We start from the raw sequence: 24,768 nt of genomic DNA on the forward strand, positions 1-24,768 counted from the left end.
TAGGGTAACCCTGTGCCCATCATGAAGACCGTCCCGACCCTTCGAATGCGAATGACCGCCCCGGCGCTCTGACGAGCGCCGGAGATTCCTGGTCCTGCTTCGAATCTGGGATGAGGTGTGGCGTGTCGCTGCACATTGGGTCTGCCGGAACCGCCAATCCGGCTTTTTGCATTTTCGATGCCCTTCGGATCGCCGCCTTGCCGGCGGAGCGTTTCGGGATTCTCGCGCGAATGATCAGCCCGGTCCGCTGAGGCGGACCGGGTCGCCGCCCGCATTCTCCCTGCCTGCCGCTCCGATCTTCGAGGAAGCCCCGCGATGCCCTCAGCGCACGCCATCCGTCCGTCCGCCCTGCCGTTCCGTTGTCCTGTTCCACCGGCTTTTGAAAACCGTCTTCCCGGCTGGCTGCCCCTGTCGGCCATCGAGGAGGCGGCGGACAGGATCTCCGGCCACATCGTCCGCACGCCTTTGCTGCGCACGCCGTCGCTTGGCCCCGACCTCTGGATCAAGGCCGAATCCTTCCAGGCGACCGGCGCCTTCAAGGAGCGCGGCGCGCTGAACCGGCTGCTGCGGCTGTCGGCGGCGGAGCGGACGGCCGGCGTCATCGCCATGTCGGCGGGCAACCACGCCGCCGGCATCGCCCTGCACGCCGCCCGGCTCGGCGCCCGCGCGGTCATCGTGATGCCGGAGACCGCACCCCGCTGCAAGGTGGAGCGCTGCCTCGCGCTGGGGGCCGAGGTGATCCTGTCCGGCGCGCGGGTGGAGGAGGCCAGGACCAGGGCGCTGGAGGTCGCGGCGGCGCGTGGGCTTACCTTCATCCACCCCTATGACGACCCCGACGTGATCGCCGGGCAGGGAACGCTGGGGCTGGAGTTGCTGGACGACCTGCCGGAGCTGGACACGCTGGTGGTGCCGGTCGGCGGCGGTGGGCTGCTGGCGGGGGTCGCGGCGGCTGTGAAGGCGCTGAAGCCGTCCGTCCGCGTCGTCGGGGTGCGGCTCGCGCGCCGGGCCGGGCCGACGCTGGCCGACGGCATCGCCGTCGCCGCACTCGGCGCCCTGGCGCGTGAGGCCATCGGATCCCTGGCCGACGCGCTGGTCGAGGTGGAGGAGGCGGAGGTGGCCGCCGCCGTGCGGGCGCTGCATGGCGCGGGGCTGGTGGCCGAGGGGGCCGGTGCCGCCGCCACCGCCGCGATCCTCGCGGGCAAGGCGGAGGCGGAAGGCCGGACGGTGGCGGTGCTGTCCGGGCGCAACGTCGATTCCGACCGTTTGGCCCGCACGCTGCTGGACTCCTGAGCCCGGCGCGGCGGGAAGCAGGGACACGCGCGCCGTGCAGGGCAGCCTTTCCGCCGGCTCCGGCAGCGTCTCGGCTTTCTCGCTCGCCAATCCCGGAATCGCGTGCAAAGAAGAAGGACATACGACCCACGCAACCGAAAGCCTGCCCCGGGCGGCTGGCGGAGAATGGAACGCAGGACCGACCGCATGAACGGACCCGGCAAGGAACCCGGCAAGGGAACCGGTGGCAGCACCGCGCCGAGACTGGATCTCCTCTCCGTCCTCGTGGTGGAGGACAGCGGCTTCATCCGCTCGGTCCTCACCGCGACCTTGCGGACCATCGGGGTCGGGTCCGTGCACGCGGTGGTGAACGGCATCGCGGCGGTGCGCTTCCTGGAGGAGCGGCGCGCGGCGCTGCCGCCGGGAACGGCCCCGGTGGACGTCGTCATCTCCGACCTGATGATGCCCGAGGTGGACGGGCTGATGCTGCTGCGCTGGATCCGCAACAGCGCGCGGTCGCCGGACAAGTTCATGCCGGTGCTGATGCTGTCGGGGGCGGCCGACCGCGGCTATGTGGAGCAGGCCCGCGACCTCGGGGCCACGGACTTCATCGCCAAGCCCTTCTCGGCCCATACCCTGTCCAGCCGCCTGCTGCACGCGCTGGCCCGGCCGCGCCGCTACGTGCTGGCCAAGGGCTATTTCGGCCCTGACCGGCGCCGGGCGCAGCGGCCCGTCCAGATGGACTGCCGCCTGACCGATCCGGCGGAAATCCTGGTCGTGCACAGCAAGTCCAAGCCCGCGGCCATCGAGCGCTACCCGGTCGTCCATTTCGATCTGCCCTACCGGCTGGGCGCCAAGATCGGCATCCTGCCCAACGGGCCGGTGCCGACCCTGCCGGACGAGATCCTGGCCGCCGCCGAGCAGGAGATTCAGAACCGCGCCGGCGACTACGCCCACTGGATCGGCGCTGAGGTCGAGGAGCTGGCCCGCCGGGTCGAGCGGCTGGGCACGGAACCGGCCGCCGGGCTGATCGGGCAGATCAACCGGACGGCGCACGAGATGCGCGGGCAGGGCGGCATTTTCGGCTATCCCCTGATCACCCACGTCGCCAAGTCGCTCTACGAGGCGACGAGCGCCGCCCCCGACGCCATCACCCCGAACGAGCGCCTGCTGATCCGGGCGCATGTGGACGCCATCCGGGCGGTCATGAACGGCCGCATCAGCGGCGACGGCGGTGCGACCGGCAAGCAGCTGATCGCGTCGCTGGAGGTGGCGAAGAGGAAATACGCCAAGGCCGAGGGCGGCGCCCCGGCCGGCTGAGGCCACGGCGTCAGCGCCCCAAGAGAAGAGGCTTCAGCGCCCCTGCTGGGCGCGCTGGCGCAGCAGATGGTCGGCGAGCACGCAGGCCATCATCGCCTCGCCCACCGGCACGGCGCGGATACCGACGCAAGGGTCGTGGCGGCCCTTGGTCAGGATGTCCGTCTCGGCGCCGTTCACGTCGATGGTCCGGCGCGGGGTGAGGATGGAGCTGGTCGGCTTCACGGCGAAGCGCACGACGACGTCCTGCCCCGTGGAAATGCCTCCCAGGATGCCGCCGGCGTGGTTGGACAGGAACAGCGGCTCGCCCTCCGGGCCGGCGCGCATCTCGTCGGCGTTCTCCTCGCCGGTGAGGCTCGCCGCGTCGAAGCCGTTGCCGATCTCCACACCCTTCACCGCGTTGATGGTCATCATCGCGCGGGCGAGGTCGCTGTCCAGCTTGTCGTAGAGCGGGTCGCCCAGCCCCACCGGCACGCCCGAGGCGACGACCTCGACCACGGCGCCGACCGACGAGCCGCTCTTGCGGATTCCGTCCAGATAGTCGGCCCACTGGCTTGCCGCCTGCGCGTCCGGGCAGAAGAAGGGGTTGTTGTCCACCTCCGCCCAGTCCCAGCGGGCGCGGTCCACCTTGTGCGGGCCGATCTGCACCAGGGCGCCGCGCACCGTGATGGCGGAGCCCAGCACCGCGCGCGCCACCGCACCCGCCGCCACGCGGCAGGCCGTCTCGCGCGCCGACGACCGGCCGCCGCCGCGGTAGTCGCGGATGCCGTATTTCTTCCAGTAGGTGTAGTCGGCGTGGCCCGGCCGGAACTTCGACGCGATGTCGCCATAATCCTTGGAGCGCTGGTCGGTGTTCTCGATCATCAGGGAGATCGGGGTGCCGGTGGTCCGGCCCTCGAACACGCCCGACAGGATCCTGACCTGGTCCGGCTCCTGGCGCTGGGTGGTGTAGCGCGACTGGCCCGGCCGGCGCTTGTCCAGCCAGGGCTGGATGTCCGATTCGGCGAGCGGCAACAGCGACGGGCAGCCGTCCACCACCACTCCGATCGCCGGGCCGTGGCTTTCGCCCCAGGTGGTGAAGCGGAAGAGCGTTCCGAAGCTGTTGCCGGCCATCGCCTTACTCCTTCCCGGCGCCGCTCAGCCCGCCCAGCAGCTGGGCCACGCCGGCGGCCTCGTCCACGGCGACCATGCCGACCGTGTGATAGCCGCTGTCCACATGCATCACCTCGCCGGTGACGCCGCTGCCGAGGTCGCTCAGCAGGAACAGGCCAGCGTTGCCGACCTCCTGGATGGTGACGTTGCGCTTCAGCGGTGCGTTCAGCTCGTTCCACTTCAGAATGTAGCGGAAATCGCCGATGCCGCTGGCGGCCAGCGTCTTGATCGGGCCGGCGGAAATGGCGTTGACGCGGATGCCCTGGCCGCCCAGATCGACGGCGAGGTAGCGCACGCTGGCTTCCAGCGCCGCCTTGGCCACGCCCATCACATTGTAGTGCGGCATGACGCGCTCGGCCCCATAGTAGGAGAGCGTCACGAGGCTGCCGCCCTCGTTCATCAGCGGCACGGCGCGCTGGGCGACGGCGGTGAAGGAGTAGCAGGAGATGTCCATCGTGCGGAGAAAGTTGTTCCGCGACGTGTCGAGGTACTTGCCGTCCAACTCGTTCTTGTCGGAAAAAGCGATCGCATGGACAACGAAATCGAGATTGCCCCATTCCGCCTTGATGGCGTCGAAGGTCGCGTCGATGCTGGCCTCGTCGGTCACGTCGCACGGCACGACGATGCGCGAACCGAGCTGCTCGGCGAGCGGCTTCACGCGCTTGGCGAGCGCGTCGCCCTGGTAGGTGAAGGCCAGCTCGGCGCCATGCTGCGCCAGGGTGGAGGCGATACCCCAGGCGATGGAGCGGTCGTTCGCCACGCCCATGATCAGGCCACGCTTGCCGTCCATGAGCGGCTTCGGGTTGGACATCAGAACCTCGTGCATCACTGCTGTGCCGTGAAAAGTGCGGCGCATCCTACACGAAAGCCCTGGCCAGTCAATTTAAGGCCACCCCCTTGGGGATGGGTCAAGATAAGGTCGGGCGAATGACGCCGGGAGGAGCCCCATGAGGGACGAGACGCACAGCAAGCGACCATGGGAGCGCATCGTCGCCAAGTTGCGGGACATAGGCGGGCTGGTCGGCTATTCGGCCCTGCGCTTCTACAACGACAACTGCTTCCAGACGGCGGCGGCGCTGACCTACACGTCGCTTCTGGCGATCGTGCCGATCATGACCATCGGCTTCGCGATCTTCTCGGCCTTCCCGGCCTTCGGCGCGTTGCAGAGCCAGGTGCAGTCGCTGATCTTCAAGAATCTCGTGCCGGAGATCGGCGACGCGATCCTGGAGTATCTCGGCCGCTTCATGTCCAACGCCGGCCAGATGCCGATCTTCGGCGTGATCGGGCTGGCCGTGTCGGCCGTGCTGCTGATCTGGACCATCGAAGGGTCCTTCGCCGGCATCTGGCGCGTGCGGCAGCCGCGCTCGCTGATCACCCGCATCCTATCCTTCTGGGCGGTGGTGTCCTTGACCCCGCTGTTCGCCGGGGCCAGCCTGTCCCTGTCGAGCGCGCTCTGGACGGCGCTCCAGTACGCCCATCTGGAGGGGGTGGCCGACCCGCTGGTCGGGATCGGCGCCGTGGCCCCCTTCGTGCTCCAGCTGATCGGCTGCACGCTGCTCTACCTCATCATCCCGAACCGGGAGGTGCGGTGGCTGGACGCGGCCATCGGCGGGGCTGTGGCTTCCTTCCTGCTGGAGGCGTCGAAGGCCGGATTCGCCTGGTACATGCGGGAATATCCGGCCTACCAGACCATATACGGCGCGCTGGCGACCGTGCCGATCTTCCTGTTCTGGCTCTACATCGCCTGGTCCACCGTCCTGTTCGGGGCGGTGGTGACCGCGGCCATCCCGGAATGGCGGGCCGGCAAGATCACCCGCAGCGGGCCGGAGGGGCTTCTGCCCGGCCAGCGGCTGGCGCTGGCGCTCGCCGTGCTGCACGAGATGATGGACGCCAGCCGTCTCGGCGTCGGCATCCGGCGGCGCACGCTGGTCGGGCGCGTGCCGGTCGGGGCCGTGCTGATCGACGGCATGCTGGAACAGCTGCGCGACGCCCATTGGGTCGCGCACACCACACGCGATTCCTGGGTCGTCGCCCGCGACCTCAGCGAGTCGACGCTGCTCGACCTCATGAAGTCGCTGGGCATCGGGCTGCGCGGCTCGGTGCGGGGGCTCGGCGGGCTGAACCTGGCCTGGCAGGAGCGGACCGCGCATCTGCTGGAGCAGGCCGAACGCAAGCAGGAGGAGATGCTGGGCGTGCCCATCAAGCTGCTGCTGTCTGACCCGCCGCCGGACGAAGGAACCCCGGCGCTCCCCTTCCGTCCGGGCCAGCGGACGGTGCGCACGCACAGCTGAGGGGAATGGAGCCCGCCCGCGCTGTGCGCGGGCGGGCTGGGGAAGGAGCGGGGCTTTATACGATTTTCATGAAGTGCTGACCTGTGGTCAGGACTTCCGCGCCCCGTGGCGCGGGGGGCGGGGCGCGGGGCCGCAGTCGCGGCCCTATACCGGGTTCGGAGGTCGGAATTTTCCGAACCCGGTATTACTCCAGCCCGGCCTTCTTGCGCACGTCGTAGCTGCGGGTCTTGGACCAGCCTTCCATGAACTTCACCAGCTCGGCGTCCGGCGGCTCCGGGAGGACGACCTTCAGCTTCACATACTGGTCGCCGGTCTGCTTGGTCTTCTGGCTCACCACCCCCTTGCCGCGCAGACGCAGCATGGAGCCGGTGTTCGAGCCCGGCGGCACCTTCACGGCGACGGGGCCGCTGACGGTGGGCACGCGGACCGTGGCGCCGAGCACCGCCTCGTACAGGGTGATCGGCATTTCCATGTGGATGTCGCCGTCCTGCCGGGTGAAGAAGGGGTGCTGTTCGACATGCACCTCGACGATGGCGTCGCCGGCCGACATGCCGCCCATGCCGCCCAGCCCCTGGCCCTTCAGCCGCAGCTTCGCCTGGTCCTCGGTGCCGGGCGGCACCGCGACCTCCAGGCTCTTGCCGTTGGACAGGTTGATGCGGCGCTTGGTGCCCTGCGCCGCCTCCACGAAGGAGACGGTGACCGAATAGGCGATGTCGGTCCCGCGCGCCTTGGCGCCCGAGGAGCCGGCGCCCGGTCCGGCACCACCGCCGCTCCGGCGGCGTCCGCCGCCGAACAGGTCGGAGAACCAGTCCTCCCCGCCGAAGTTGAAGGAGGGGTCGTCGTCGCTGAAGGAGCGGCTGCGCGCGCCGCCCGAGCGGAAGCCCGAGCGGCCGGCGTGGCGCTGCTGGCCGGAGCCGTCGATCTCGCCGCGGTCGTAGCGGGCGCGCTTCTCGGGATCGGACAGCAGCGAATAGGCCGCCGAGATCTCCTTGAACCGCTCCTCGTTTCCGGCGTCGCCCGGCTTCAGGTCGGGGTGGTGGACCTTGGCGAGCTGACGGTACGCCTTCTTGATGTCGTCCGCGCTCGCGGAACGGGAGACGCCGAGGATCTGGTAGGGATCACGCATGGAGGACACGGACAAGGGATCGCCACCTCGGGGGCCGGTTCACGGGAAGATCAGCTGTTGCGGACGATCTTCCACGCACCGTCGGCCTGTTTGCAAGCTGTTCCGAAGGCGAGGTCCGAGTTGCCGCCCGCGCTGACCGTCATGCGGTACACGCGGCAGTAGGTGCCGTTGCTGCTGTAGCCCTCGCGCAGGGCGATGATCGTGCCCGAATTGCCGGACTGCGGATTCTGCCAGCGGACCCATTCGCCGATCGGGCCGGCATAGGCGGTGCGCGTGGCCTTCTCGGCGTATTCCTGGTCCGCCTGGCTCAGCGAGGAGCGGATGTCCGGGCCGATGAAGGCGCCCACGAGGCTGTCCACGCCATTGTCGGCGAACTTACCGCCGTTCCCGAACTTCGCCCCGATGACGCTGCCGGAGGCGGCCGCGCTCTCGGTCTTGGAGGTGGCGGTGCATCCGGCCAGGAGCCCGAGCGCCAGGACGGCCGGAACGAGTGACTTCACGAACATCGACAGTTGCCTCGAAAGATGTATGGCCGGGCGCCCTGCTTACGGCGCGCTGCTGGACACTGGTATATGCGACCTTATGCTATCTGTGAATTGTCCTGTTCGCTGGGACGAAGCTGTGACAGGCCGCGCCCCCGGCGGGCGGGCCGGAAATCCGATGAGAGGGACGCGATGGCCGAACGGGATCCGTACGAACTGTTCCAGGACTGGCTGGCGGAGGCGGGGACGTCCGAACCGAACGACCCCAACGCCATGGCGCTCGCCACGGCGGACGCGGACGGCCTGCCGTCGGTGCGCATGGTGCTGCTGAAGGGGACCGACCCCCGCGGCTTCGTCTTCTACACCAACACGGAAAGCCGCAAGGGCGAGCAGCTCCTGGCGAACCGGAACGCCGCCCTCTGCTTCCACTGGAAGACCTTGCGGCGCCAGGTCCGGGTGGAGGGAGCGGTCGAGCAGGTCTCGGACGCCGAGGCCGACGCCTATTACAACAGCCGCCCCAGGGAGAGCCGCATCGGCGCCTGGGCGTCGCAGCAGTCGCGCCCGCTGGAAGGGCGCTGGGAGCTGGAGAAGCGGGTGGCGCAGTTCGCCGCGAAGTTCGGTCTCGGCGACGTGCCGCGCCCGCCGCACTGGACCGGCTTCCGCGTGCTGCCCCGCCGCATCGAGTTCTGGCAGGACCGCCCCTTCCGCCTGCACGAACGGACTCTCTACCTGCGCGCCAACGCCGAGGGCGCCGAGCCGGCGGCCTGGACGACGGAGCATCTCTACCCATGATGCTGGGGGCGGAGCGTGCGATGGAGCCGGCGGAGCTGGACCAGCTGCGCCGCCGCGCGACCTACGCCAGCGTCTCGGTCGCGGCGACGCTGATCGCGTCGAAGCTGGTGGCCTATCTGCTGACCGATTCGGTCAGCATCCTGTCGTCGCTGATCGATTCGACCACGGACCTCATGGCTTCGCTGGTGATGCTGTTCGGCGTCCGCCAAGCCCTGCGCCCGGCGGACGAGAAGCACCGCTACGGGCACGGCAAGGCGGAGGCGCTGGCGGCGCTGGCCCAAGCCGCCTTCATCGCCGGTTCGGCCGTCTTCCTGACCATCGAGGCGATCCGCCGCCTCTTCTCCCCGACCCCGGTCGGGGAGGGGACGGTGGGCATCGCCATCATGGTGATGTCCATTCTGCTGACGGCGGGGCTGGTCACCTTCCAGCGGCGGGTCGTGAAGGCCACCGGCTCGGTCGCCATCGGCGCCGACCGGCTGCATTATTCCGGCGACCTGCTGATGAACGCGGCGGTGATCGTCGCCATCCTGCTGAGCCAGTGGACGGGCATCGCCTCCTTCGATCCGGCCTTCGGCCTGGGCATCGCCGCCTTCCTGCTGCATGGGGCGAAGAACGTCGCGCGCGACGCCTTGCACATCCTGATGGACCGCGAGCTGCCGCCGGAGGACCGCGACCGGATCCACGACCTGGTCAACGGCCATGCGGGCACCCACGGCATGCACGACCTGCGCACGCGCAGCACCGGCACGGCGATCTTCATCGAACTGCATCTGGAGCTGGACCCGCACCTCAACGTCGCGCAGGCCCATGACATCACGGACGGGGTGGAACGCGTCCTGCGCGGCGCCTTCCCGAACGCCGAGGTGCTCATCCATCAGGAGCCGGCCGGCTTGGCCGATGACCGGCTGGACCACCGCATCTCGGGCGGCTGAACGCGTCGGTTTGCGCCTTGGGACCGCGCCTGGCCGGCCCGGCTATTCGGTCACGTAGCCCTTGCGGCGCATGCACTGGGCGAAGATTTCCTTGCGGTAGCTGAACTGCGGGGTTTCCGGCAGCGGGTTCACCGGATAGCCGCGCAGCCGCATGGTGGTGTCGACCTGCTCGTCGCATTCGTCGAAGGCAAGCGTGGCCGAGCCGTCGGTGGCCTCCCACTCGCGGTGGGTGGGCGTGCTGCCGCAGGCCGCCAGGGCCAGGACGCTTCCGAGCAGAAGCACCGCGTTCCGCATCGTCATGGCGGTCCCCTTTCTTCACCCTGCGGAAGATACCATGCATTTTATGGACCGGCCATGGCGGAACGGCCTTGCCCCCATCGGCATGGGTCCTATCGGCATGCCCCCTTTCAGCAGGCTCGGGACACAGAAAAATCGCGCCCGAAAAAAGCCCGCAATCTGCTAACTAATCCTTTCGCTTGTGGATCCATGGGGATCTTGGACGGAGGGTGGACATGTCTGGCGGATCGAACCGTGCGCGCCGGGTTCTCGTGCTGCCGGTTGTGATTGGTCTGGCGGCCAGCGGCCTGCCGGGAACGGCGGCCCTGGCGCAGAGCGCCGGCGACCTGCAATGGGCGCAGACGATTCTGAAGGACAAGGGCTACAACATCGGCGGCCGGGCCAACGGTCAGATGACGCCGCAGACCGGCGCCGCGCTGAGCGCTTATCAGAAGGCCAATGGGCTTCCGGCCACCGGCAAGCTCGACCAGGCGACCGTGAGCAAGATGATGGCGGAGCGGCAGGCCAAGGCCGCACCGACGGTCGGCAACCTCGCCCAGCAGAAGCCGGGCGGCGGCGGGCCGGGCCAGACCCCGCGCCAGACCCGCGAGGTCGCGCCGCGCGCGGCCAACTCCACCGGAAAGGTCGAGGCGCTGGGCGGGCAGGAGGGCGGCGGCGCCGCCTTCTCCAGCGGCTTCCCCGGCAGCGGTGCCGCCGCCGGCGGTACGCTGGGCACTGCCGGCTCCGCACCGCGCGGCGCGGAGCCGGCGCCCCAGGCGGCCCCCCGTCCCAACGTCGCCGCGACCACCGCCTCCGGCGAGCCGGTTCCCACCGTGGAGCCGGGTTCCAGCGCGCTGGGAGGCGGCTCCTTCCTGCCGTCCTGGGCGACGGGCGCGCTGCGCTATGTCCTCATGGCGGTGCTGGCGGCGACCGTCGGCGGGCTGGGCTTCGCCTGGTGGCGCAGCGGCCGGGCCTCGGCACCGGTCCAGGCGCCCGTCCGGCAGGAGCGGCGCGAGGCGCGGCTGGAGCCGACCTTCGGCGGCCGCCGCGACGAGCTGACCGCCGGCCCGCGCCTGGGCGGCGACCGGCGCCGCTGAGCCGTGGCGGCATCGCTTTTTCCGGTGGGCGGGGTGATGTCCGCCTGACTTACCGATGGGCGGTGACGCCCACCTGGCGGCACATGGACAGCAGGGCACAGCCGGAGCAGCGCGGGCGTTCGCCCGTGCAGATCCATTTGCCGAAGGGCACCAGCCGCTCGTTGATCTCGATCCAGTAGCCGCGCGGCAGCCGTTCCATGAGCTGCTGCATGGTCCGCTCCGGCGTTCCGGCCGCGACATAGCCCCAGCGGTTGGTGACGCGGTGGACATGGACGTCCACCGCCACGGCCGGCTGCCCATAACCGACCGCCAGCGTCAGGGCGGCGATCTTCGGACCGACGCCGCGGAAGGCCATCAGCTCCTCCAGGCTGTCGGGGACCTCCCCACCGTGATCGGCCAGGATGCGTTGGGACAGGGCGATCAGGTCGCGGGCCTTGGGCTCGGGGAAGGTGGCGCCGTCGAGCAGGCGGACGAGGTCCGCTTCGTCCAGTGCCGCCATTTCGGCCGGGGTGCGGGCGACGGCGAACAGGCGCTTGCAGACGGCGGTCGTCGTCTCGTCCCGCGTGCGCGCGGAGATCAGGCTTCCGACGAGCTGTTCGAAGGGTGTTGCGTGGCCCTGGTCGCGCAGGTCGAACATCGCCGCCTTGGGCAAGCCCGCGACCGCTTCCCGCAGGCGGCGGAAGACCTCGTCGATGTCGAACTCCTCCTTGCCGGGTGGCTCGAGGGCGGCCGACATGGGGGCGGAGGTGGCGGGCGCGACGGTGCGGGGGCGGGGCGGCATGGCGTGCGTCTCGGGCGGTGACGGTCCGCAGGGGCAACGTTCCGGACGGGCGGATGATCCGCCGGAAGCAGCGCCGCCAGGGGCACGGAAGCGGAATCCGATGGCCCGTCGGTGGATTCCACTTTACTGCGGCGGGGCATGGCGGAAAATCGGCAGGCCCGATCATCGCGGCACCGGACCACTGGTAAGGACAATGGCCCTGACATGAACGACGATACGAAGCAGAAGAACGGCGCTGCCGGGGGACGCCTTCCGGTTGGCTTGACGCGCCGGCAGTTCGGCGGCGTGCTCGGTGGTGCCGCCGTCACGGCGGGCACGCTGGCCGCCTTCGGCGGTGCGCCGGCCATCGCACAGGAGAAGCTGCTGAAGGTCGGCGTGCTGCTGCCGCGTTCGGGCCATCTGGCGCAGGCCGGGCAAGCCTGCCAGCGCGGCGCGGATATAGCACCGGCGGTTCTCTCCGACCTCGGCCACCGGATCGAGATCCTGCCGGCCGACACGGAGTCCAACGCCGACATCGCGCGCTCGCGCACGGAAAAGCTGATCAACGACGGTGCCAACGTCATCGTCGGCGCCTTCGACAGCGGCCAGACCGCCGCCGCCGCCCAGGTCTGCGAGCAGCGCGGCGTCCCGTTGGTGATCAACGTCGCCGCCGCCGACAAGTTGACCGAGCAGGGCTACAGGACGATCTTCCGCAATTTCCCGACCTCGACCATGCTCGTGTCGAACGGCATGGCCCTGACCAAGGACCTGTTCGCCGCCACCGGCACCACGCCCAAGTCGGCCGTGTTCCTGCACGCCAACGACACCTTCGGCATGGCGAACAAGGCGGCCATGGACGCCCTGTTCCCGACCTTGGGCATGCCCTTCAAGCTGCTGGACTCGATCGCCTACGACCCGAAGGCGCAGGATCTCGCGGTTGAGGTGGCGAAGGCCAGGGCGACGGGTGCGGACCTCGCCATCGTGACCACCCGGGCCAACGACGCCATCATGCTGGTGCGCGAGATGGTCAAGCAGCGCTGGGAACCGACGGGGATCGTCTCGCCCGGCTCGCCCGGACTCTATGACGAGCAGTTCTACAAGGTGCTGGGCAAATACTCGGATTACGCCATCACCAACCTGCCCTGGTACGACCCGAAGGCGGAACTGACGCAACGCGTCTCGGCGGCCTTCAAGAAGCAGTTCCCGAACGACCGCTTCGAGGGCTACGCCTTCAACGTGGCCTTCACCTTCGAGGCGATCCTGGTCGCCGCCGACGCCTTCAAGCGCGCGGGAACCGCCGAACCCGCCGCCATGCTGGAGGCGTTGCGCCGGACCAACCTGACCGACAAGCTGATGGTCGGGCCGGCGATCACCTTCGACGAGAAGGGGCAGAACACCCAGCTCGTCTCGGCCTGCGTGCAGAACCGCAACCAGCGCCCGACCGTCGTCCTGCCCAAGGGCTCGGCGGAGATGGAGCCGGTCTTCCCGGCGCCGGGCTGGGCCAAGCGGGCCTGACAGGTCCGGAAGCGGCCGGCGTCGCCGGCCGCGCGCACGTCCGCCTCAGGCCGCCGTCTGCGCTTCCAGGCAATAGGCCAGCAGGCGTTCGACCGACCGGTTGCGGTCGCCGATGGCAGCGAAGCGGGTGCGGGCGCTCTCCGCCTGACCCTCGTGGAAAGCCGGGTCCGTGGCAAGGGCGGCGGCCCGCCCGATGAAGGCCGCGTCGTCCGGGACGGCGAAGGCGGCACCGGTCACCCGCGCCACGTCGCCTGCGGCGTGGGTGACGACCGGCAGCCCCTCCGCCAAGGCGAAAGCCGCGCTACCGCCGCCGCCCTGGCGGCGCGGGTTGAGGTAGGCGGTCGCGGTCCGGTACAGCGCCCGCACGTCGCCGACATGGCCCAGCGCCTGGACGCGCGCGGCGTTGCGCAACCCCGCCAGCCGGCGCGGCAGCTCCTCCACGGCGCCGGCGAAGGCGAGGCGTGCCTCCGGCAGGCGGTCGAGCAGCTCGTCGGCGAGCGCCAGGAACTCCGCGCCGGCCTCCTGGTCCAGGCGGTTTCCCACGGCGACGAAGAGGGGGCCGTCCTCCGGCAATCCGAAGCCGGCGCGCCCGCCGCCTTCAGCGGTCGGCGGCAGGGTGAAGCCGAAGGAGAAGGGACGGAAGCGGCCCCGCAGCTCGGCGGGCCAGGATGCGGCGCTGTCTTCCTCGTCATAGCCGAGGATCAGGCTGGCCAGCGACGGGGGCAGGCCGGAGGAGGTCGGGACGCAGACCACCGGCCGGAAACCTGCGAACAGGTCGGGCACGATGTTGGATCCGCCGAAGGCGACGAGGGCGTCGGGATCGAAGCCCTCGATGCAGTCGATGATCGACCGCAGTTTCTCCTCGTCGAAGGTCTTCTGCGGGAAGGAGGCCATCCGCACCTGCGCGCCGAAGGCGTTGATGGTCTGCTCTCCCCGGTATTCCTCGGTGACGTTGTAGGCGTATTCCGGAACGAAGCCGTTCTCGGCGGTGATCGCCATCATGTTGCTGTTGACGACGAGCACCTCGCACCCGAACTCGTCCTGCAGGCGCCGGGCGTAATCGAAGGCGTCCACGGTCGGCTGGTGCCCCTCGCCCAGCATCTGGTTGGTGACGAGCGCGATGCGCTTCACCGCGGCGCGCGGGGGAACCGGCCTCAGTCGGCTGGTCAGGCCGTAGCGCCGCCGCGTTTCCTCCACCAGCAGGCGGTAGAGGCGCAGATAGTCGCCGCCGGTGAAGCGGCCGGCGTTGCCCGAGCGCACGGCGCCCTGGAACATCTGCATGGCCATGCCCCAGTAGGCGTAATGGATCGAGGGCACGGAGAAGCGCAGAGGATCGTCCAGCACGGCCGCCGCGAGATTTTCGTAATGGGTGACGTCGCCGGACAGGTGGAAGAGCAGCGATTCCCGGCGCATCACGTCGCCGAGCGCGTAGCGAGCGTCCAGTTCGGCCGCCGCGGCCCGGCGCGTCTCGTCGTCGTAGCGCCGGATGAGGTTGGCAAGCGCCGCGACGTTGCCCCAGCCTTCGCCCCGGTTGGACAGCAGAGCCAGCGCGCGGGCGAAGCTCAGCGCCGCCTCGCGCTTGCGGCCCAGCGCGTGCAGCGCGTGGCCGAGGTTGGCGTGGAACAGGGCGGATTCCGCGTCCCGCGCGACGGCCTGGCCGATCAGCTCGGCCGCGTCCTGCGGCCGTCCGGACTGAAGGGCCACGACGCCGAGCAGATGCAGCGCGTCCGGATGGCCGGGAGAGCGGTCGAGGACCTCGCGGTAGAGCCGTTCGGCTTCGGCGGTCCGGCCGGCCCGGTGGTGTTCGGTCGCGACCGCGAGCGTCTGTTCGATGCTGTCCATGGATATTCCTGCTGCTCGATCCGGGTGGCCGTCCGATCCGGGTGCCCGTCCATACCCTGTTTTAGGCGAGCGGCGGCGAAGTTACCACCGGCACTGTTGGCGGGACGGCCGGAAGCCGCCGTCTTTCGGCGGTTCGCGTCCATCTTCCTGCTTGCCTGGGCCGCCGGGGGCTGGTAACCGGCAGGCTTCCGTTCCCGCGCGACGGTGCCCCTCCGGCCATGCCCTTCGATTTCTACCTCAACATCGTCGCCTCCGGCCTGCTGACCGGACTGGTCTACGGGCTGGCAGCGCTCGGACTGTCGGTCATCTTCGGCGTGGTCCGGGTCGTGAATTTCGCCCATGGCGAGATGATGGTGGCCGGCATGTACGGCTCGGTGCTGCTGGCGGGATGGGCCGGGCTCGACCCGCTGCTGTCGGCGCCGCTCGTGGCGGCGGCGCTCTTCGCCTTCGGCTGGCTGCTCCAGCGCGGGGTCGTGAACCGCTTCGTCGAACGGCCGGAACACATGCAGTTCATCCTGCTGCTGGGCATCGCGACGATCATCCTGAACGCCATGCTGATGCTGTTCGGGCCGGATTCCCGCAACATCATGCTCCCCTATTCCTTCGACACGGTGGAGATCGGGCCGCTCCTGCTCGATGCGGTGAAGGTGCGGGCGGGCATCGCGGCGGTTCTGGTGGCGGCGGCGCTCTTCGCCTATTTCCGCTTCACCCGCACCGGCAAGGCGATCCGCGCCTGCGCCGACAACCCGCTGGGTGCGCGCGTCGTCGGGCTGAACATCGACGGGCTCTACGCGCTCACCTTCGGGCTGGGCGCCGCCGTCGTCGGCGTCGCGGGTGCGCTGATGACGCTGCTGGTCGACAGCCGCCCGCAGCTGGCGCCCGAATACACACTGCTGAGCTTCGTCATCGTCATCGTGGGCGGGCTCGGCAGCTTGCCGGGGGCGCTTCTGGGCGGCGTCCTGATCGGCGTGACCGAGGCACTGGCCGGATTCCTGCTGATGCCCTCCATGAAGTCGCTCTTCACCTATCTGGTGCTGATCCTGGTGCTGCTGCTGCGCCCTCAGGGCCTTCTGGGGAAACGCGCATGACCGGGCGCGGCATCCTGTTGCTGGCGCTGGCCGGCGCACTGCTGCTGGCGGCACCGCTCGTCGCGGACCGTTATGTCCTTTCGGTCCTGACCACCGTCCTGTGGTTCGCCTATGTGGGGCAGGCCTGGAACGTGATGATGGGCTTTTCCGGCCTGCTGTCGCTCGGCCACGCGCTCTATGTGGGGCTCGGCGCCTATGTCGCGGCGGCACTCTTCGTCCATTTCGGGATCGGTCCCTGGCTCGGCCTTTGGGCGGCGATGCTCGCCGCCGTCGCCGCCGGCTCCTTCATCGGGTTCCTCAGCTTCCGATTCGGCGTGCGGGGGGTGCATTTCGCGCTGCTGACCATCGCCTTCGCCGAGGTCGCCCGCATCGGCTTCGACCATATCGGCTGGCTCGGCGGGTCGGCCGGCTTCTTCATCCCGGTGGCGGAAGAGGCCGGCAACGACCTCGCCAACCTGCGAGGCTCGCCGGTGCTGTTCTACTATGTGGCGCTGGCCCTGGTCGCTGGCGCGCTAGCGCTTGCCCGCGCGCTTCTGCACAGCCGCCTCGGCTACCAGTGGCTCGCCGTGCGGGAGGAGCCGGACGCCGCCGAGGCCTCGGGCGTGGACCTGTTCCGCGCCCGCATGTCCGCCGTGGTCGTGTCCTCGGCCCTGACGGCGCTGGGTGGCGTGTTCCAGGCCTTCTACTTCAACAACCTGTTCCCCGAGCAGGTCTTCTCCATGGGCCGTTCCATCGAGATCATCCTGCCGGCCATCGTCGGCGGCATCGGCACGCTGTTCGGCCCGATCCTCGGCGCCTTCATCCTGACGCCGCTGGGCGAGCTGCTGACCTATCTGATCGAGGTCACCGGCTACGACCTGCCGGGTCTGAAGCAGCTCTTCTACGGCGTGGCGCTGGTGGCGATCGTGGTGTTCCGGCCGGAGGGCGTCTGGCCCTGGCTGGCGCGCCGGCTGGGGCTCGCCCGCCGGCCGGGCGAAACGGCGGTGCCGCCGAACAGGGAGGGCACGCGATGACCGCGCTTCTCGAGGTCGCCGGAGTCTCCAAGCGGTTCCGCGGGCTGAAGGCAGTGTCGGAGGTGAGCTTCGCCGTGCCGCAGGGTGGCATCGTGGCCCTGATCGGCCCGAACGGCGCCGGCAAGACGACGACCTTCAACCTGATCGCCGGCGTCTTCCCGCCCGACGAGGGACGGGTCATGCTCCAGGGCCGGAGCATCACCGGGCTGCGGCCGAACCAGGTCTGTGCCGCCGGAATCGGGCGGACCTTCCAGATCGTCAAGCCCTTCGGGGATCTGTCGGTGGAGGAGAATGTCCTGGTCGGCGCGCTCGCCCGCGAACGGTCGGTCGAGACCGCGCGCCGTCAGGCCAGGGCCGTGCTGGAGCGGCTGGGCCTCGCCGACCAGGCGGCGCGCCCGGCGCGCAGCCTCACGCTGCCCGACCGCAAGCGGCTGGAGGTCGCGCGGGCGCTGGCCACCCGGCCGACCCTGCTCCTGCTGGACGAGGTGCTGGCGGGGCTGCGCCCGACCGAGGTGGACCGCATGGCCGAGGTCCTGCGCGAGCTGAACCGCCGCGAGGGGCTGACCATCCTGATGATCGAGCATGTGATGCGCGCGGTGATGGCGCTGTCGGACCATGTGGTCGTGCTCGACCATGGCGAGAAGATCGCCGAGGGCACGCCAGCCGGGATCGTCGCCGACCCGCGCGTCATCGAATCCTATCTCGGCGCCGAGGGCATCTGAAAACCTCGAAAGGCTGGAACCATGAAAAAAAGGGCGCGCCGTTTCCGGCACGCCCTTTTTTCGCCCGAGGAGCGGAGCGTCAGCTCACGACGCGCCAGCGGCCGTCCGGCTCCTGGCAGGCCTGGCCGACGCCCTGCTGGAGCCGGCCGTCGATGGTGATGGTGGTCTGGTACTCGCGGCAGATCTGGCCCGACGGCGTGTAGCCCTCGCGGGTCGGGGTGTAGGTGCCCCAGTTGCCGGACTGCGGGTTCTGCCACCGGATCGTCTCGCCCGTCGGGGCGGCGTAGGCGCGGGCCTGGGCCTGCTCGGCGTAGGCAAGGTCGGCACGGTCGAGCGACTGGCCCGCCGCGTTGCCGAGCGCGGCGCCCAGCAGCGTGCCGATGCCCGTCGCGACGATGCGGCCGGTGCCGCCGCCGATCTGCGAGCCGGCAAGGCCGCCGACCACGCCGCCGAGGACGGTGCCCGCCGTCTGCTTGGTTCCATACCCGCTGTCGTACCCACCGGAGCCATATTGGTTGCCGGGCGCGGCGCATCCGGCGAGAAGGCCGAGTGAAAGGGCGGCGGCAACGAACGGCTTGGCTGTCATATCGCTTCTCTTCGCGTGAGGGGCGGTCCGCCCGGGAAGCCCGGCCGAACGTGGTTGAACCTGACTCCATGAACAGGCCATGTCCGCAAACTATTCCGCCGCGGCTGGCTTGCTCCTATGATCGTGGAAAATGGTCCGGCGCAGGCCGGTCCGCAAGCCGGGGGAGGACAAGGGCATGCTGCCGAAGGCGGACAGCTACGAGGCCTTGCGCGACCGTTTCGCCTGGACGGTGCCGGAGCGCTACAACATCGGCGTGGACGTCTGCGACAAGTGGGCCGAGCGTGACCCGGAGCGGCTCGCGCTGATTCACAAGCGCCGGGACGGCCGGGTCGAGGAGTACAGCTTCGCGGCGTTGCGCGCCGCCTCCAACCGGCTGGCCAGCCTGCTGGCCGGGCAGGGCGTGGGGCGGGGCGACCGGATCGGCATCCTGCTGCCCCAGGCGCCGGAAACCGCCTTCGCCCATGTCGCGGCCTACAAGATGGGCGCCGTCGCCGTGCCGCTCTTCTCCCTGTTCGGGGAGGAGGCGCTGGAATACAGGCTCGGCAATTGCGGCGCCGTCGCGGTGGTCACCGACCGGACCGGGGCTTCGAAGCTGGCGGCCATCCGGGACCGGCTTCCGGCGTTGCGGCTGGTGCTGTGCATCGACGCGGCCGGCAACCCGCCGACAGGCTGCCTCGACTTCCACGCGCTGCTGGCCGGGGCGTCGGAGGATTTCCGGCCGGTGGACACGGGCGCCGACGACCCGGCGCTGATCATCTACACCTCCGGCACGACGGGCCAGCCGAAGGGGGCGCTGCACGCGCACCGCGTCCTGCTCGGCCATTTGCCGGGGGTGGAGATCTCGCACGACCTCTTCCCGCAGCCGGGCGACCGCATCTGGACCCCCGCCGACTGGGCCTGGATCGGCGGGCTGCTGGACGTGCTGCTGCCGGCCTGGCACCACGGCGTGACGGTGGTCGCCCACCGCTTCGAGAAGTTCGATCCGGAGGCGGCCTTCGCGCTGATGGCGGAGTTCGGCGTGCGCAACGCCTTCCTGCCGCCGACCGCGCTGAAGATGCTGCGCGGCGTCGCCGACCCGGCCGCGCGCTGGAACTACAGCCTGCGCTCCATCGCCAGCGGCGGCGAGACCCTGGGCGCGGAGCTGCTGGACTGGGGACGGCGGACCTTCGGCGTCACGGTCAACGAGTTCTACGGCCAGACCGAGTGCAACATGATCGTGTCCTCCTGCGGCACGGTGATGCCCTCCAAGCCCGGCATCATGGGCCGTCCGGTGCCCGGCCACGACGTCGCCGTGATCGACGGGGAAGGGCGGCGGCTCGGCCCCGGCGAGCTGGGGCTCATCGCCGTGCGGCGGCCCGATCCGGTGATGTTCCTCGGCTACTGGAATAACCCGGCGGCGACGGAGGCGAAGTTCGTCGGCGACTGGCTCGTCACCGGCGACCAGGGCGAGCTGGACGCGGAGGGCTACATCCGCTTCGTCGGGCGCGACGACGACGTGATCACGTCGTCCGGCTACCGCATCGGCCCCGGCGAGATCGAGGACTGCCTGATCGGCCACCCCGCCGTACGCATGGCCGCCGTGGTCGGGGTGCCCGATCCCCTGCGCACGGAGATCGTGAAGGCCTTCATCGTGCTCCAGGACGGGGTGACGCCGGACGAGGCGCTGGTGGCCGGGATCCAGCAGCATGTGAAGACGCGGCTCGCCGCCCACGAATACCCGCGCGCCATCGAGTTCGTGGCGGAACTGCCCATGACCACCACCGGCAAGATCATCCGCCGGGCGCTGCGCGACCGGGTCTCCCCGGCGTGAGAAGGGCTGTGAAAGGGAGTGTGAAGGGCTCGACAACGGCCGCGCCCGCGTTAAAGTGCCGGTCCTTTCCCCGGATGCCGCGGCCATGCTGACCGTTACCGATCTCGACCTCCATTACGGCGACGCCCAGGCGCTCGACGGCGTGACCCTGTCGGTGGATGCCGGCGCCACCACCGCCATCGTCGGCGCCAACGGGGCCGGCAAGACCTCGCTGATCCGCACCGTCGCCGGCATCTGGAAGCCGACGCGCGGCTCGATCCGCTTCAAGGGGCAGGAGATCGCCGGCCTGCCGAGCCACGTCGTCTGCGACCTCGGCATCGGCCAGGTGGCGGAGGGGCGGCAGATCTTCCCGACGCTCAGCGTGCGCGAGAACCTGGAGATGGGTGCGGTCATCCCGCGCGCCCGCGCGACGGCGCGCGCGACCTTCGACCGGGTGCTCGACCTGTTCCCGCGCCTGCGCGAACGGCTCGGCCAGGCGGCCGGTACCCTGTCGGGCGGCGAGCAGCAGATGCTCGCCATCGGGCGCTGCCTGATGGGCAAGCCCGAACTGATCATGTTCGACGAACCGTCGCTCGGCCTCTCGCCGGCCCTGGTGCAGGAGCTGTTCCGCATCATCCGCGACCTGGCATCCGATGGCATGACCATCGTTCTGGTCGAGCAGAACGTCGCGGCCTCCCTGAAGCTCGCGAGCCGGGCCTATGTGCTGGAAAACGGCCGCGTCGTGCTGTCGGGCACGGGCGAGGCGCTGCTCGCCGACCCGGCGGTGAAGCAGGCCTATCTGGGGCTGTAGAGGGCTTAAGCCTCCGCGGCCTCTATTTCCAGCGTGGCGTTCTCGCCATCAGGGCACGCAGCCGGGCATTGACCTTCGGTGCCGCCTCCAGCTGAGTCAGGAGGGCATCGAAGCGATCTTCGCTAACCCGAAGAACCGCCCGACGGAAAAGGACGTCTTCGATGACTCGGCTCACGATGCCGAGGCGGAACCGTTTGCGCGCCTTGTTTAGCGCTTCTGCTGGCGGACTGAGCGGTCGGACCCGTTGCCGGGACACGAGGAAGGCCCGGCGTTGAGGACGGCAACCGGGGCCGTTCGGCGATGATGCAGGCATGGGAGCGTCCCTCATGCGGGAGTTTGTGAGTCCGATCCTATACGGCCCTACGTCCCCGGCGCGCGGGGCGCGTTCCAGCCGCGCAGGACGCTGAGGATGCGCAGGAGGCAGGCGGCGAGCGCCGCGGCGATGGCGACGGGCTGTTCGGGAAGGCCGAGTTGCTGGCCGGCCACGACGATGAGGGCGGCCAGCAGGGCGGCCGAGGCGTAGATCTCCTCGCGCAGGACCCGGGGCACCTCGATCACCAGCAGGTCGCGCACGACTCCGCCCCCGCAGGCGGTCAGCACGGCGAGCAGGATGGCCGGCACCGGGGCCATGCCGTAGGTCAGCGCCTTGTTGCAGCCGGCCACCGCGAACAGCCCCAGCCCCACCGCGTCCAGCACCAGCACCGGCTTGACCAGCCGGTTGATCGTCCCGTGGAAGAAGAAGGCGGCGAAGCCCGACACGAGTGCGGCGATCAGGTAGCGGTCGTCGCGGAAGCTGGAAGGCGGGGTGGCGCCGATCAGCAGGTCGCGCGCCACCCCGCCGGCCAGTGCGGCCGCCATCGACAGGACCACCACCCCGAACAGGTCGAGCCGACGGCGCACCGCCAGGGTCCCGCCGCTGAGGCCGAAGACGAAGACGCCGATCAGGTCCATCGCGAGCAGCAGGGAGCCGACGTCTGGCATGGCGGGCATGGCGCGTCCGATTGTTGCGGATACAGGAACAGATAGAGCCCAATTGGTGGCGTTGTTCAAACACCCCTTCCGGCCGATATTAGCCGCAGACAGGATGAACGAACACGGCCGAAGCGCTCCACGGGCATCGACCCGGGCGCCGCGCCACCGACAAGGAGGACCGAGCATGATCACGGTACGTCACGGCAATGAGCGCGGCGCGGTCGACATGGGCTGGCTGAGCAGCCGCCACAGCTTCTCGTTCGGGCACTACCACGACCCGCGCCACCAGGGCTTCCGGTCCTTGCGCGTCATCAACGACGACCGGGTGGCCGGCGGCGGCGGTTTCCCGCCCCACCCGCACGCGGACATGGAGATCATCTCCTACGTGCTGGACGGCGCGCTGGCCCACAAGGACTCCACCGGCACGAGCGAGGTGATCCGCCCCGGCGAGGTCCAGCGCATGAGCGCCGGCAGCGGCATCCGCCACCGCGAGTTCAACGCGTCGGCCACCGATCCCGTGCATTTCCTCCAGATCTGGATCCTGCCGGAAGCGCGCGGCATCGCGCCGGGCTACGAGCAGAAGGCCTTCCCGCTGGAGGAGAAGCTGGGCCGGCTGCGGCTGGTCGCCTCGCGTGACGGCCGCCAGGGCAGCGTCACCATCCACCAGGACGTGGACCTCTACAGCACCGTCCTGCGCGAGGGCGACCGCGTCGGCCACGATCTGCGCCCCGGCCGTTACGGCTGGGTGCAGGTGGCGCGCGGGCAGGCGCGGCTGAACGGCATCGACCTCAAGGAGGGCGACGGCGCCGCCATCCAGGACGAAACCGCGCTGCTGCTGGAGGGCACCGGCGACGCCGAGGTGCTGCTGTTCGACCTCGCCTGACGGCAAGAGTGCGTCAGGGGATCCGCTCCGGTGCCTCGAGCCGGATCCCCATGCGCCGGGACTCCAGCATGAAGGCGCGCGTCATCTGGACGATGTCCGTGCGCCAGTAGAGCTGCTCCAGCGGGTTGTCGAGGAAGTCCTCGGCCAGCATGGCATAGCAGTAGGTCTCCACCGCGCGCCGGTCCGGACGCCAAGGGTCGGTTCCGTCGCGCCAGCCGATCTGCCAGCCGGCGTGACGGGCGCCGATGGCCCAGCGCTCGAAATGGCCGGCGACGGTGTCGCTGTCGATCCGGGTTGCGGCCAAGTCCCCGCCGGGTGCGTCGGCCGGCACCTGATAGACCACGACGAAACGCCGGACGTTGAGCTGGAGGCGCATGATCATCGCGTCGCCGAAGGCCGCGATCCGGTACAGGCAGTCGGACGCCCCGTCGACATGGCTGAAGGTGACCACCGCCCGGTGCTGGTCCGACAGGCGCACGTCGGCGGGCCAGTCGGACAGGGGAGGCGCCTCGTACTCGACCGAGCGCAGGGCCTCCACCATGTCCAGGGTCAGGAACTGGTGGACGCGCCGCTGCGCCTCCTCGATGGTCAGGCGGTTCATAGTGTTCGGGCTCCCGGTTCGATGATGCCCACGAAGAACAGCGCGGCCCCCGCTTTGTTCAGGTCAGGGCTCCACGTAGCCCAGCACGCGAAGCCGCAGCTCGAACCCCGCCGGATCCCGGCTGAAAAAGAGACCGCCTCGGCGGCTCGATCCGCTCGGGACATAGTCGAATTCGGCCTGCGCCTTCTCCAGTTCCGACCCGCCGGACATCAGCGTGCCCTCGACCATGACGCCGGCCCCGGTGGCGTCGCCATCGTTGCGCGCCTCGATCCGGGCGAGCCAGCTCGACCCGGTCTTCGTCACGTCCAGCACGCGCAGTTCGATGGCCGGCTTGCCCTCGGTCGGGGACAGCCCCTCATAGCCCAGCAGCCCGACGCACAGCGCGAACAGCAGCGCGCCGATGGCGGCCCCGGCATAGGCCAGCTTCGGCGGTTTCGGCGGGGCTTGGTCGCCGTGGTCTTCCCCGCGATCTCCCGCGCTGCCCCGCCGGTCACGGTTCCGGTCTTGGTCCCGGCTGCGGGCGGTCTGTTCGGCTGCGGACATGCGGGCCTCTCCTACGGCGGCTCAGACGATCAGACGGGCGGTCGCGGCCCCCAGAGCGCCGGGGAAGCCCAGCACCACGACGGTCGAGGCCAGCTCCATGGGGGACAGGCCGACCGTCCGCTCGAAGGTCCACAGCAGGTACAGGCTGACCAGCAGCGCAATGGCGTAGCCGACCAGCGTGAAGCGCAGGAAGGTGCCGCCGGGCGAGCCGTCGCCCATGCTTTCCTGCCCCTCGAATCCCAGCGTGTAGACGAAGGCGTGCATCGCGCCGATGGACAGCAGGGCAAGCGCCGCCACGTGCCAGACCGACATCCGGTAGGAGATCAGGACCATCTCCTCGGTCGGGGCGACGTTGAAGCCGACGAACACCGCGCCGACCCCCATCAGGAACAGCTCGCCCGCGTAGGTGGCCTCCTTGCGGCGTTGCTCGTCCGGGTGGCCTTCCTCGCCGAGCTGCCGGCGGGCCAGCATCGCGCCGATACTCGCGGGGACGGTCTGGAGGGCGATTTTCCCGACGATCTCGCTGACCGGCATGCTCAGTTCGATGACGCCGAACATGAGCAGAAGCACGGTGGAGGCGAGAAACCCGACGGCGAAGGCGGTCAGCGCGTCCATCACGTCATCCCGCCGGCAGCGCGTGCGCTGGAATCCCGAATAGTAGGACAGCGCCACCAGCAAAGGCAGGCTCAGCAGCACGAACAGCCCCAGGCGGAGCCGGTTCATGGTGAAGCCCAGCTCCCACATCTCCATGGTCATGAGAAGCGGGAAGGCGAAGATCACCGCACCGGCGAAGGCGCGCCCCAGCGCCCGGAGATAGCTTTCCTCATTCCGCGATCCGGCCATGCCGTCCCCGCCCGCCGCGTCGTCCAATCCCTCCGGACAATGCGGCGGCCGCCGGCTTTGTTCCCC

Annotated in this window: 25 protein-coding genes; 13 read left to right on the forward strand and 12 right to left on the reverse strand. The window is 69.9% G+C overall.

Annotation, left to right across the window (positions count from 1 at the left end):
• Positions 1–315: 315 nt before the first annotated feature.
• Both JUB11_RS15425 and JUB11_RS15430 read left to right on the forward strand, forming a co-directional pair.
• Positions 316–1,290 carry a pyridoxal-phosphate dependent enzyme gene (locus JUB11_RS15425; RefSeq protein ID WP_207459455.1) on the forward strand — a complete coding sequence of 325 codons (975 nt, stop codon included), beginning with the start codon at positions 316–318 and terminating at the stop codon, positions 1,288–1,290.
• Between the two features lie 165 nt (positions 1,291–1,455).
• Complete coding sequence (locus JUB11_RS15430; RefSeq protein WP_247887081.1) at positions 1,456–2,589, forward strand: response regulator; 1,134 nt, start codon at positions 1,456–1,458, stop codon at positions 2,587–2,589.
• A gap of 33 nt (positions 2,590–2,622) precedes the next feature.
• Here the strand turns inward: JUB11_RS15430 and aroC are convergent, their stop codons facing one another.
• Both aroC and fabI read right to left on the reverse strand, forming a co-directional pair.
• Positions 2,623–3,699: a chorismate synthase gene (aroC, locus tag JUB11_RS15435; protein ID WP_207459456.1), complete on the reverse strand. Its 1,077-nt coding sequence runs from the start codon at positions 3,697–3,699 to the stop codon at positions 2,623–2,625.
• Positions 3,700–3,703: 4 nt separating this feature from the next.
• Complete coding sequence (gene fabI, locus JUB11_RS15440) at positions 3,704–4,549, reverse strand: enoyl-ACP reductase FabI (RefSeq protein WP_207459457.1); 846 nt, start codon at positions 4,547–4,549, stop codon at positions 3,704–3,706.
• Between the two features lie 136 nt (positions 4,550–4,685).
• Between fabI and JUB11_RS15445 the strand changes: the two genes are divergently transcribed.
• Positions 4,686–6,029 (forward strand): YihY family inner membrane protein, encoded by a 1,344-nt coding sequence (locus JUB11_RS15445; protein WP_207459458.1) that lies wholly within the window; start codon positions 4,686–4,688, stop codon positions 6,027–6,029.
• A gap of 184 nt (positions 6,030–6,213) precedes the next feature.
• Here JUB11_RS15445 and JUB11_RS15450 read toward each other — a convergent pair whose 3' ends face one another.
• Positions 6,214–7,164 (reverse strand): J domain-containing protein, encoded by a 951-nt coding sequence (locus JUB11_RS15450; protein WP_348771439.1) that lies wholly within the window; start codon positions 7,162–7,164, stop codon positions 6,214–6,216.
• A 41-nt stretch (positions 7,165–7,205) separates the two neighbouring features.
• Positions 7,206–7,661, reverse strand: coding sequence for an RT0821/Lpp0805 family surface protein (locus JUB11_RS15455; RefSeq protein WP_207459459.1), 456 nt, complete (start codon positions 7,659–7,661; stop codon positions 7,206–7,208).
• A gap of 168 nt (positions 7,662–7,829) precedes the next feature.
• On the opposite strand from JUB11_RS15455, the gene pdxH reads away from it, so the two are divergent.
• Both pdxH and JUB11_RS15465 read left to right on the forward strand, forming a co-directional pair.
• Positions 7,830–8,429 (forward strand): pyridoxamine 5'-phosphate oxidase, encoded by a 600-nt coding sequence (pdxH, locus tag JUB11_RS15460; RefSeq protein WP_247887082.1) that lies wholly within the window; start codon positions 7,830–7,832, stop codon positions 8,427–8,429.
• Complete coding sequence (locus JUB11_RS15465) at positions 8,426–9,361, forward strand: cation diffusion facilitator family transporter (protein WP_247887083.1); 936 nt, start codon at positions 8,426–8,428, stop codon at positions 9,359–9,361. The genes pdxH and JUB11_RS15465 overlap by 4 nt, the downstream gene beginning before the upstream one ends.
• Before the next feature lie 42 nt (positions 9,362–9,403).
• Here the strand turns inward: JUB11_RS15465 and JUB11_RS15470 are convergent, their stop codons facing one another.
• Positions 9,404–9,661, reverse strand: coding sequence for a hypothetical protein (locus tag JUB11_RS15470; RefSeq protein ID WP_207459461.1), 258 nt, complete (start codon positions 9,659–9,661; stop codon positions 9,404–9,406).
• Between the two features lie 212 nt (positions 9,662–9,873).
• Here JUB11_RS15470 and JUB11_RS15475 point away from each other — a divergent pair, with 212 nt between their 5' ends.
• Positions 9,874–10,734 (forward strand): peptidoglycan-binding domain-containing protein, encoded by an 861-nt coding sequence (locus JUB11_RS15475; protein WP_207459462.1) that lies wholly within the window; start codon positions 9,874–9,876, stop codon positions 10,732–10,734.
• Positions 10,735–10,783: 49 nt separating this feature from the next.
• On the opposite strand, the gene JUB11_RS15480 is transcribed toward JUB11_RS15475, so the two are convergent.
• Positions 10,784–11,515, reverse strand: coding sequence for an endonuclease III (locus tag JUB11_RS15480; protein WP_247887084.1), 732 nt, complete (start codon positions 11,513–11,515; stop codon positions 10,784–10,786).
• A 204-nt stretch (positions 11,516–11,719) separates the two neighbouring features.
• Here JUB11_RS15480 and JUB11_RS15485 point away from each other — a divergent pair, with 204 nt between their 5' ends.
• Positions 11,720–13,009, forward strand: coding sequence for an ABC transporter substrate-binding protein (locus tag JUB11_RS15485; RefSeq protein ID WP_207459463.1), 1,290 nt, complete (start codon positions 11,720–11,722; stop codon positions 13,007–13,009).
• A gap of 45 nt (positions 13,010–13,054) precedes the next feature.
• Here the strand turns inward: JUB11_RS15485 and JUB11_RS15490 are convergent, their stop codons facing one another.
• Positions 13,055–14,851: a tetratricopeptide repeat protein gene (locus JUB11_RS15490; protein ID WP_207459464.1), complete on the reverse strand. Its 1,797-nt coding sequence runs from the start codon at positions 14,849–14,851 to the stop codon at positions 13,055–13,057.
• Between the two features lie 218 nt (positions 14,852–15,069).
• Between JUB11_RS15490 and JUB11_RS15495 the strand changes: the two genes are divergently transcribed.
• The 3 genes from JUB11_RS15495 to JUB11_RS15505 are packed head-to-tail and all read left to right on the forward strand — an operon-like array spanning position 15,070 to position 17,674.
• The gene (locus JUB11_RS15495) at positions 15,070–15,939 is read left to right on the forward strand and encodes a branched-chain amino acid ABC transporter permease (RefSeq protein ID WP_207459465.1); all 870 of its coding nucleotides are present in this window, start codon (positions 15,070–15,072) and stop codon (positions 15,937–15,939) included.
• Complete coding sequence (locus JUB11_RS15500) at positions 15,936–16,952, forward strand: branched-chain amino acid ABC transporter permease (protein WP_207459466.1); 1,017 nt, start codon at positions 15,936–15,938, stop codon at positions 16,950–16,952. Before JUB11_RS15495 ends, JUB11_RS15500 begins: the two co-directional genes overlap by 4 nt.
• Positions 16,949–17,674, forward strand: coding sequence for an ABC transporter ATP-binding protein (locus tag JUB11_RS15505; RefSeq protein ID WP_207459467.1), 726 nt, complete (start codon positions 16,949–16,951; stop codon positions 17,672–17,674). The genes JUB11_RS15500 and JUB11_RS15505 overlap by 4 nt, the downstream gene beginning before the upstream one ends.
• Before the next feature lie 79 nt (positions 17,675–17,753).
• Here the strand turns inward: JUB11_RS15505 and JUB11_RS15510 are convergent, their stop codons facing one another.
• Positions 17,754–18,260, reverse strand: a complete 507-nt coding sequence (locus JUB11_RS15510) for an RT0821/Lpp0805 family surface protein (RefSeq protein ID WP_207459468.1) — start codon at positions 18,258–18,260, stop codon at positions 17,754–17,756.
• Between the two features lie 175 nt (positions 18,261–18,435).
• On the opposite strand from JUB11_RS15510, the gene JUB11_RS15515 reads away from it, so the two are divergent.
• Positions 18,436–20,070 (forward strand): acyl-CoA synthetase, encoded by a 1,635-nt coding sequence (locus JUB11_RS15515; protein WP_207459540.1) that lies wholly within the window; start codon positions 18,436–18,438, stop codon positions 20,068–20,070.
• Positions 20,071–20,155: 85 nt separating this feature from the next.
• Positions 20,156–20,860: an ABC transporter ATP-binding protein gene (locus JUB11_RS15520; protein WP_207459469.1), complete on the forward strand. Its 705-nt coding sequence runs from the start codon at positions 20,156–20,158 to the stop codon at positions 20,858–20,860.
• Between the two features lie 360 nt (positions 20,861–21,220).
• Here the strand turns inward: JUB11_RS15520 and JUB11_RS15530 are convergent, their stop codons facing one another.
• Entirely contained in the window at positions 21,221–21,850 is a 630-nt protein-coding gene (locus JUB11_RS15530) for a trimeric intracellular cation channel family protein (RefSeq protein WP_247887085.1), read from the reverse strand.
• A 166-nt stretch (positions 21,851–22,016) separates the two neighbouring features.
• On the opposite strand from JUB11_RS15530, the gene JUB11_RS15535 reads away from it, so the two are divergent.
• Entirely contained in the window at positions 22,017–22,715 is a 699-nt protein-coding gene (locus tag JUB11_RS15535) for a pirin family protein (protein WP_207459471.1), read from the forward strand.
• Positions 22,716–22,728: 13 nt separating this feature from the next.
• Here JUB11_RS15535 and JUB11_RS15540 read toward each other — a convergent pair whose 3' ends face one another.
• The 3 genes from JUB11_RS15540 to JUB11_RS15550 all read right to left on the reverse strand — a co-directional run bounded on the left by JUB11_RS15540 (position 22,729) and on the right by JUB11_RS15550 (position 24,729).
• On the reverse strand, positions 22,729–23,316 hold the full coding sequence (locus tag JUB11_RS15540; protein WP_207459472.1) for a hypothetical protein: 588 nt from the start codon (positions 23,314–23,316) through the stop codon (positions 22,729–22,731).
• Positions 23,317–23,379: 63 nt separating this feature from the next.
• On the reverse strand, positions 23,380–23,859 hold the full coding sequence (locus JUB11_RS15545; RefSeq protein ID WP_207459473.1) for a hypothetical protein: 480 nt from the start codon (positions 23,857–23,859) through the stop codon (positions 23,380–23,382).
• A 21-nt stretch (positions 23,860–23,880) separates the two neighbouring features.
• Positions 23,881–24,729 (reverse strand): TIGR02587 family membrane protein, encoded by an 849-nt coding sequence (locus JUB11_RS15550; RefSeq protein WP_247887086.1) that lies wholly within the window; start codon positions 24,727–24,729, stop codon positions 23,881–23,883.
• Positions 24,730–24,768 lie beyond the last annotated feature (39 nt).

Source organism: Azospirillum sp. SYSU D00513, assembly GCF_017356015.1.
GTDB lineage: Bacteria > Pseudomonadota > Alphaproteobacteria > Azospirillales > Azospirillaceae > Azospirillum.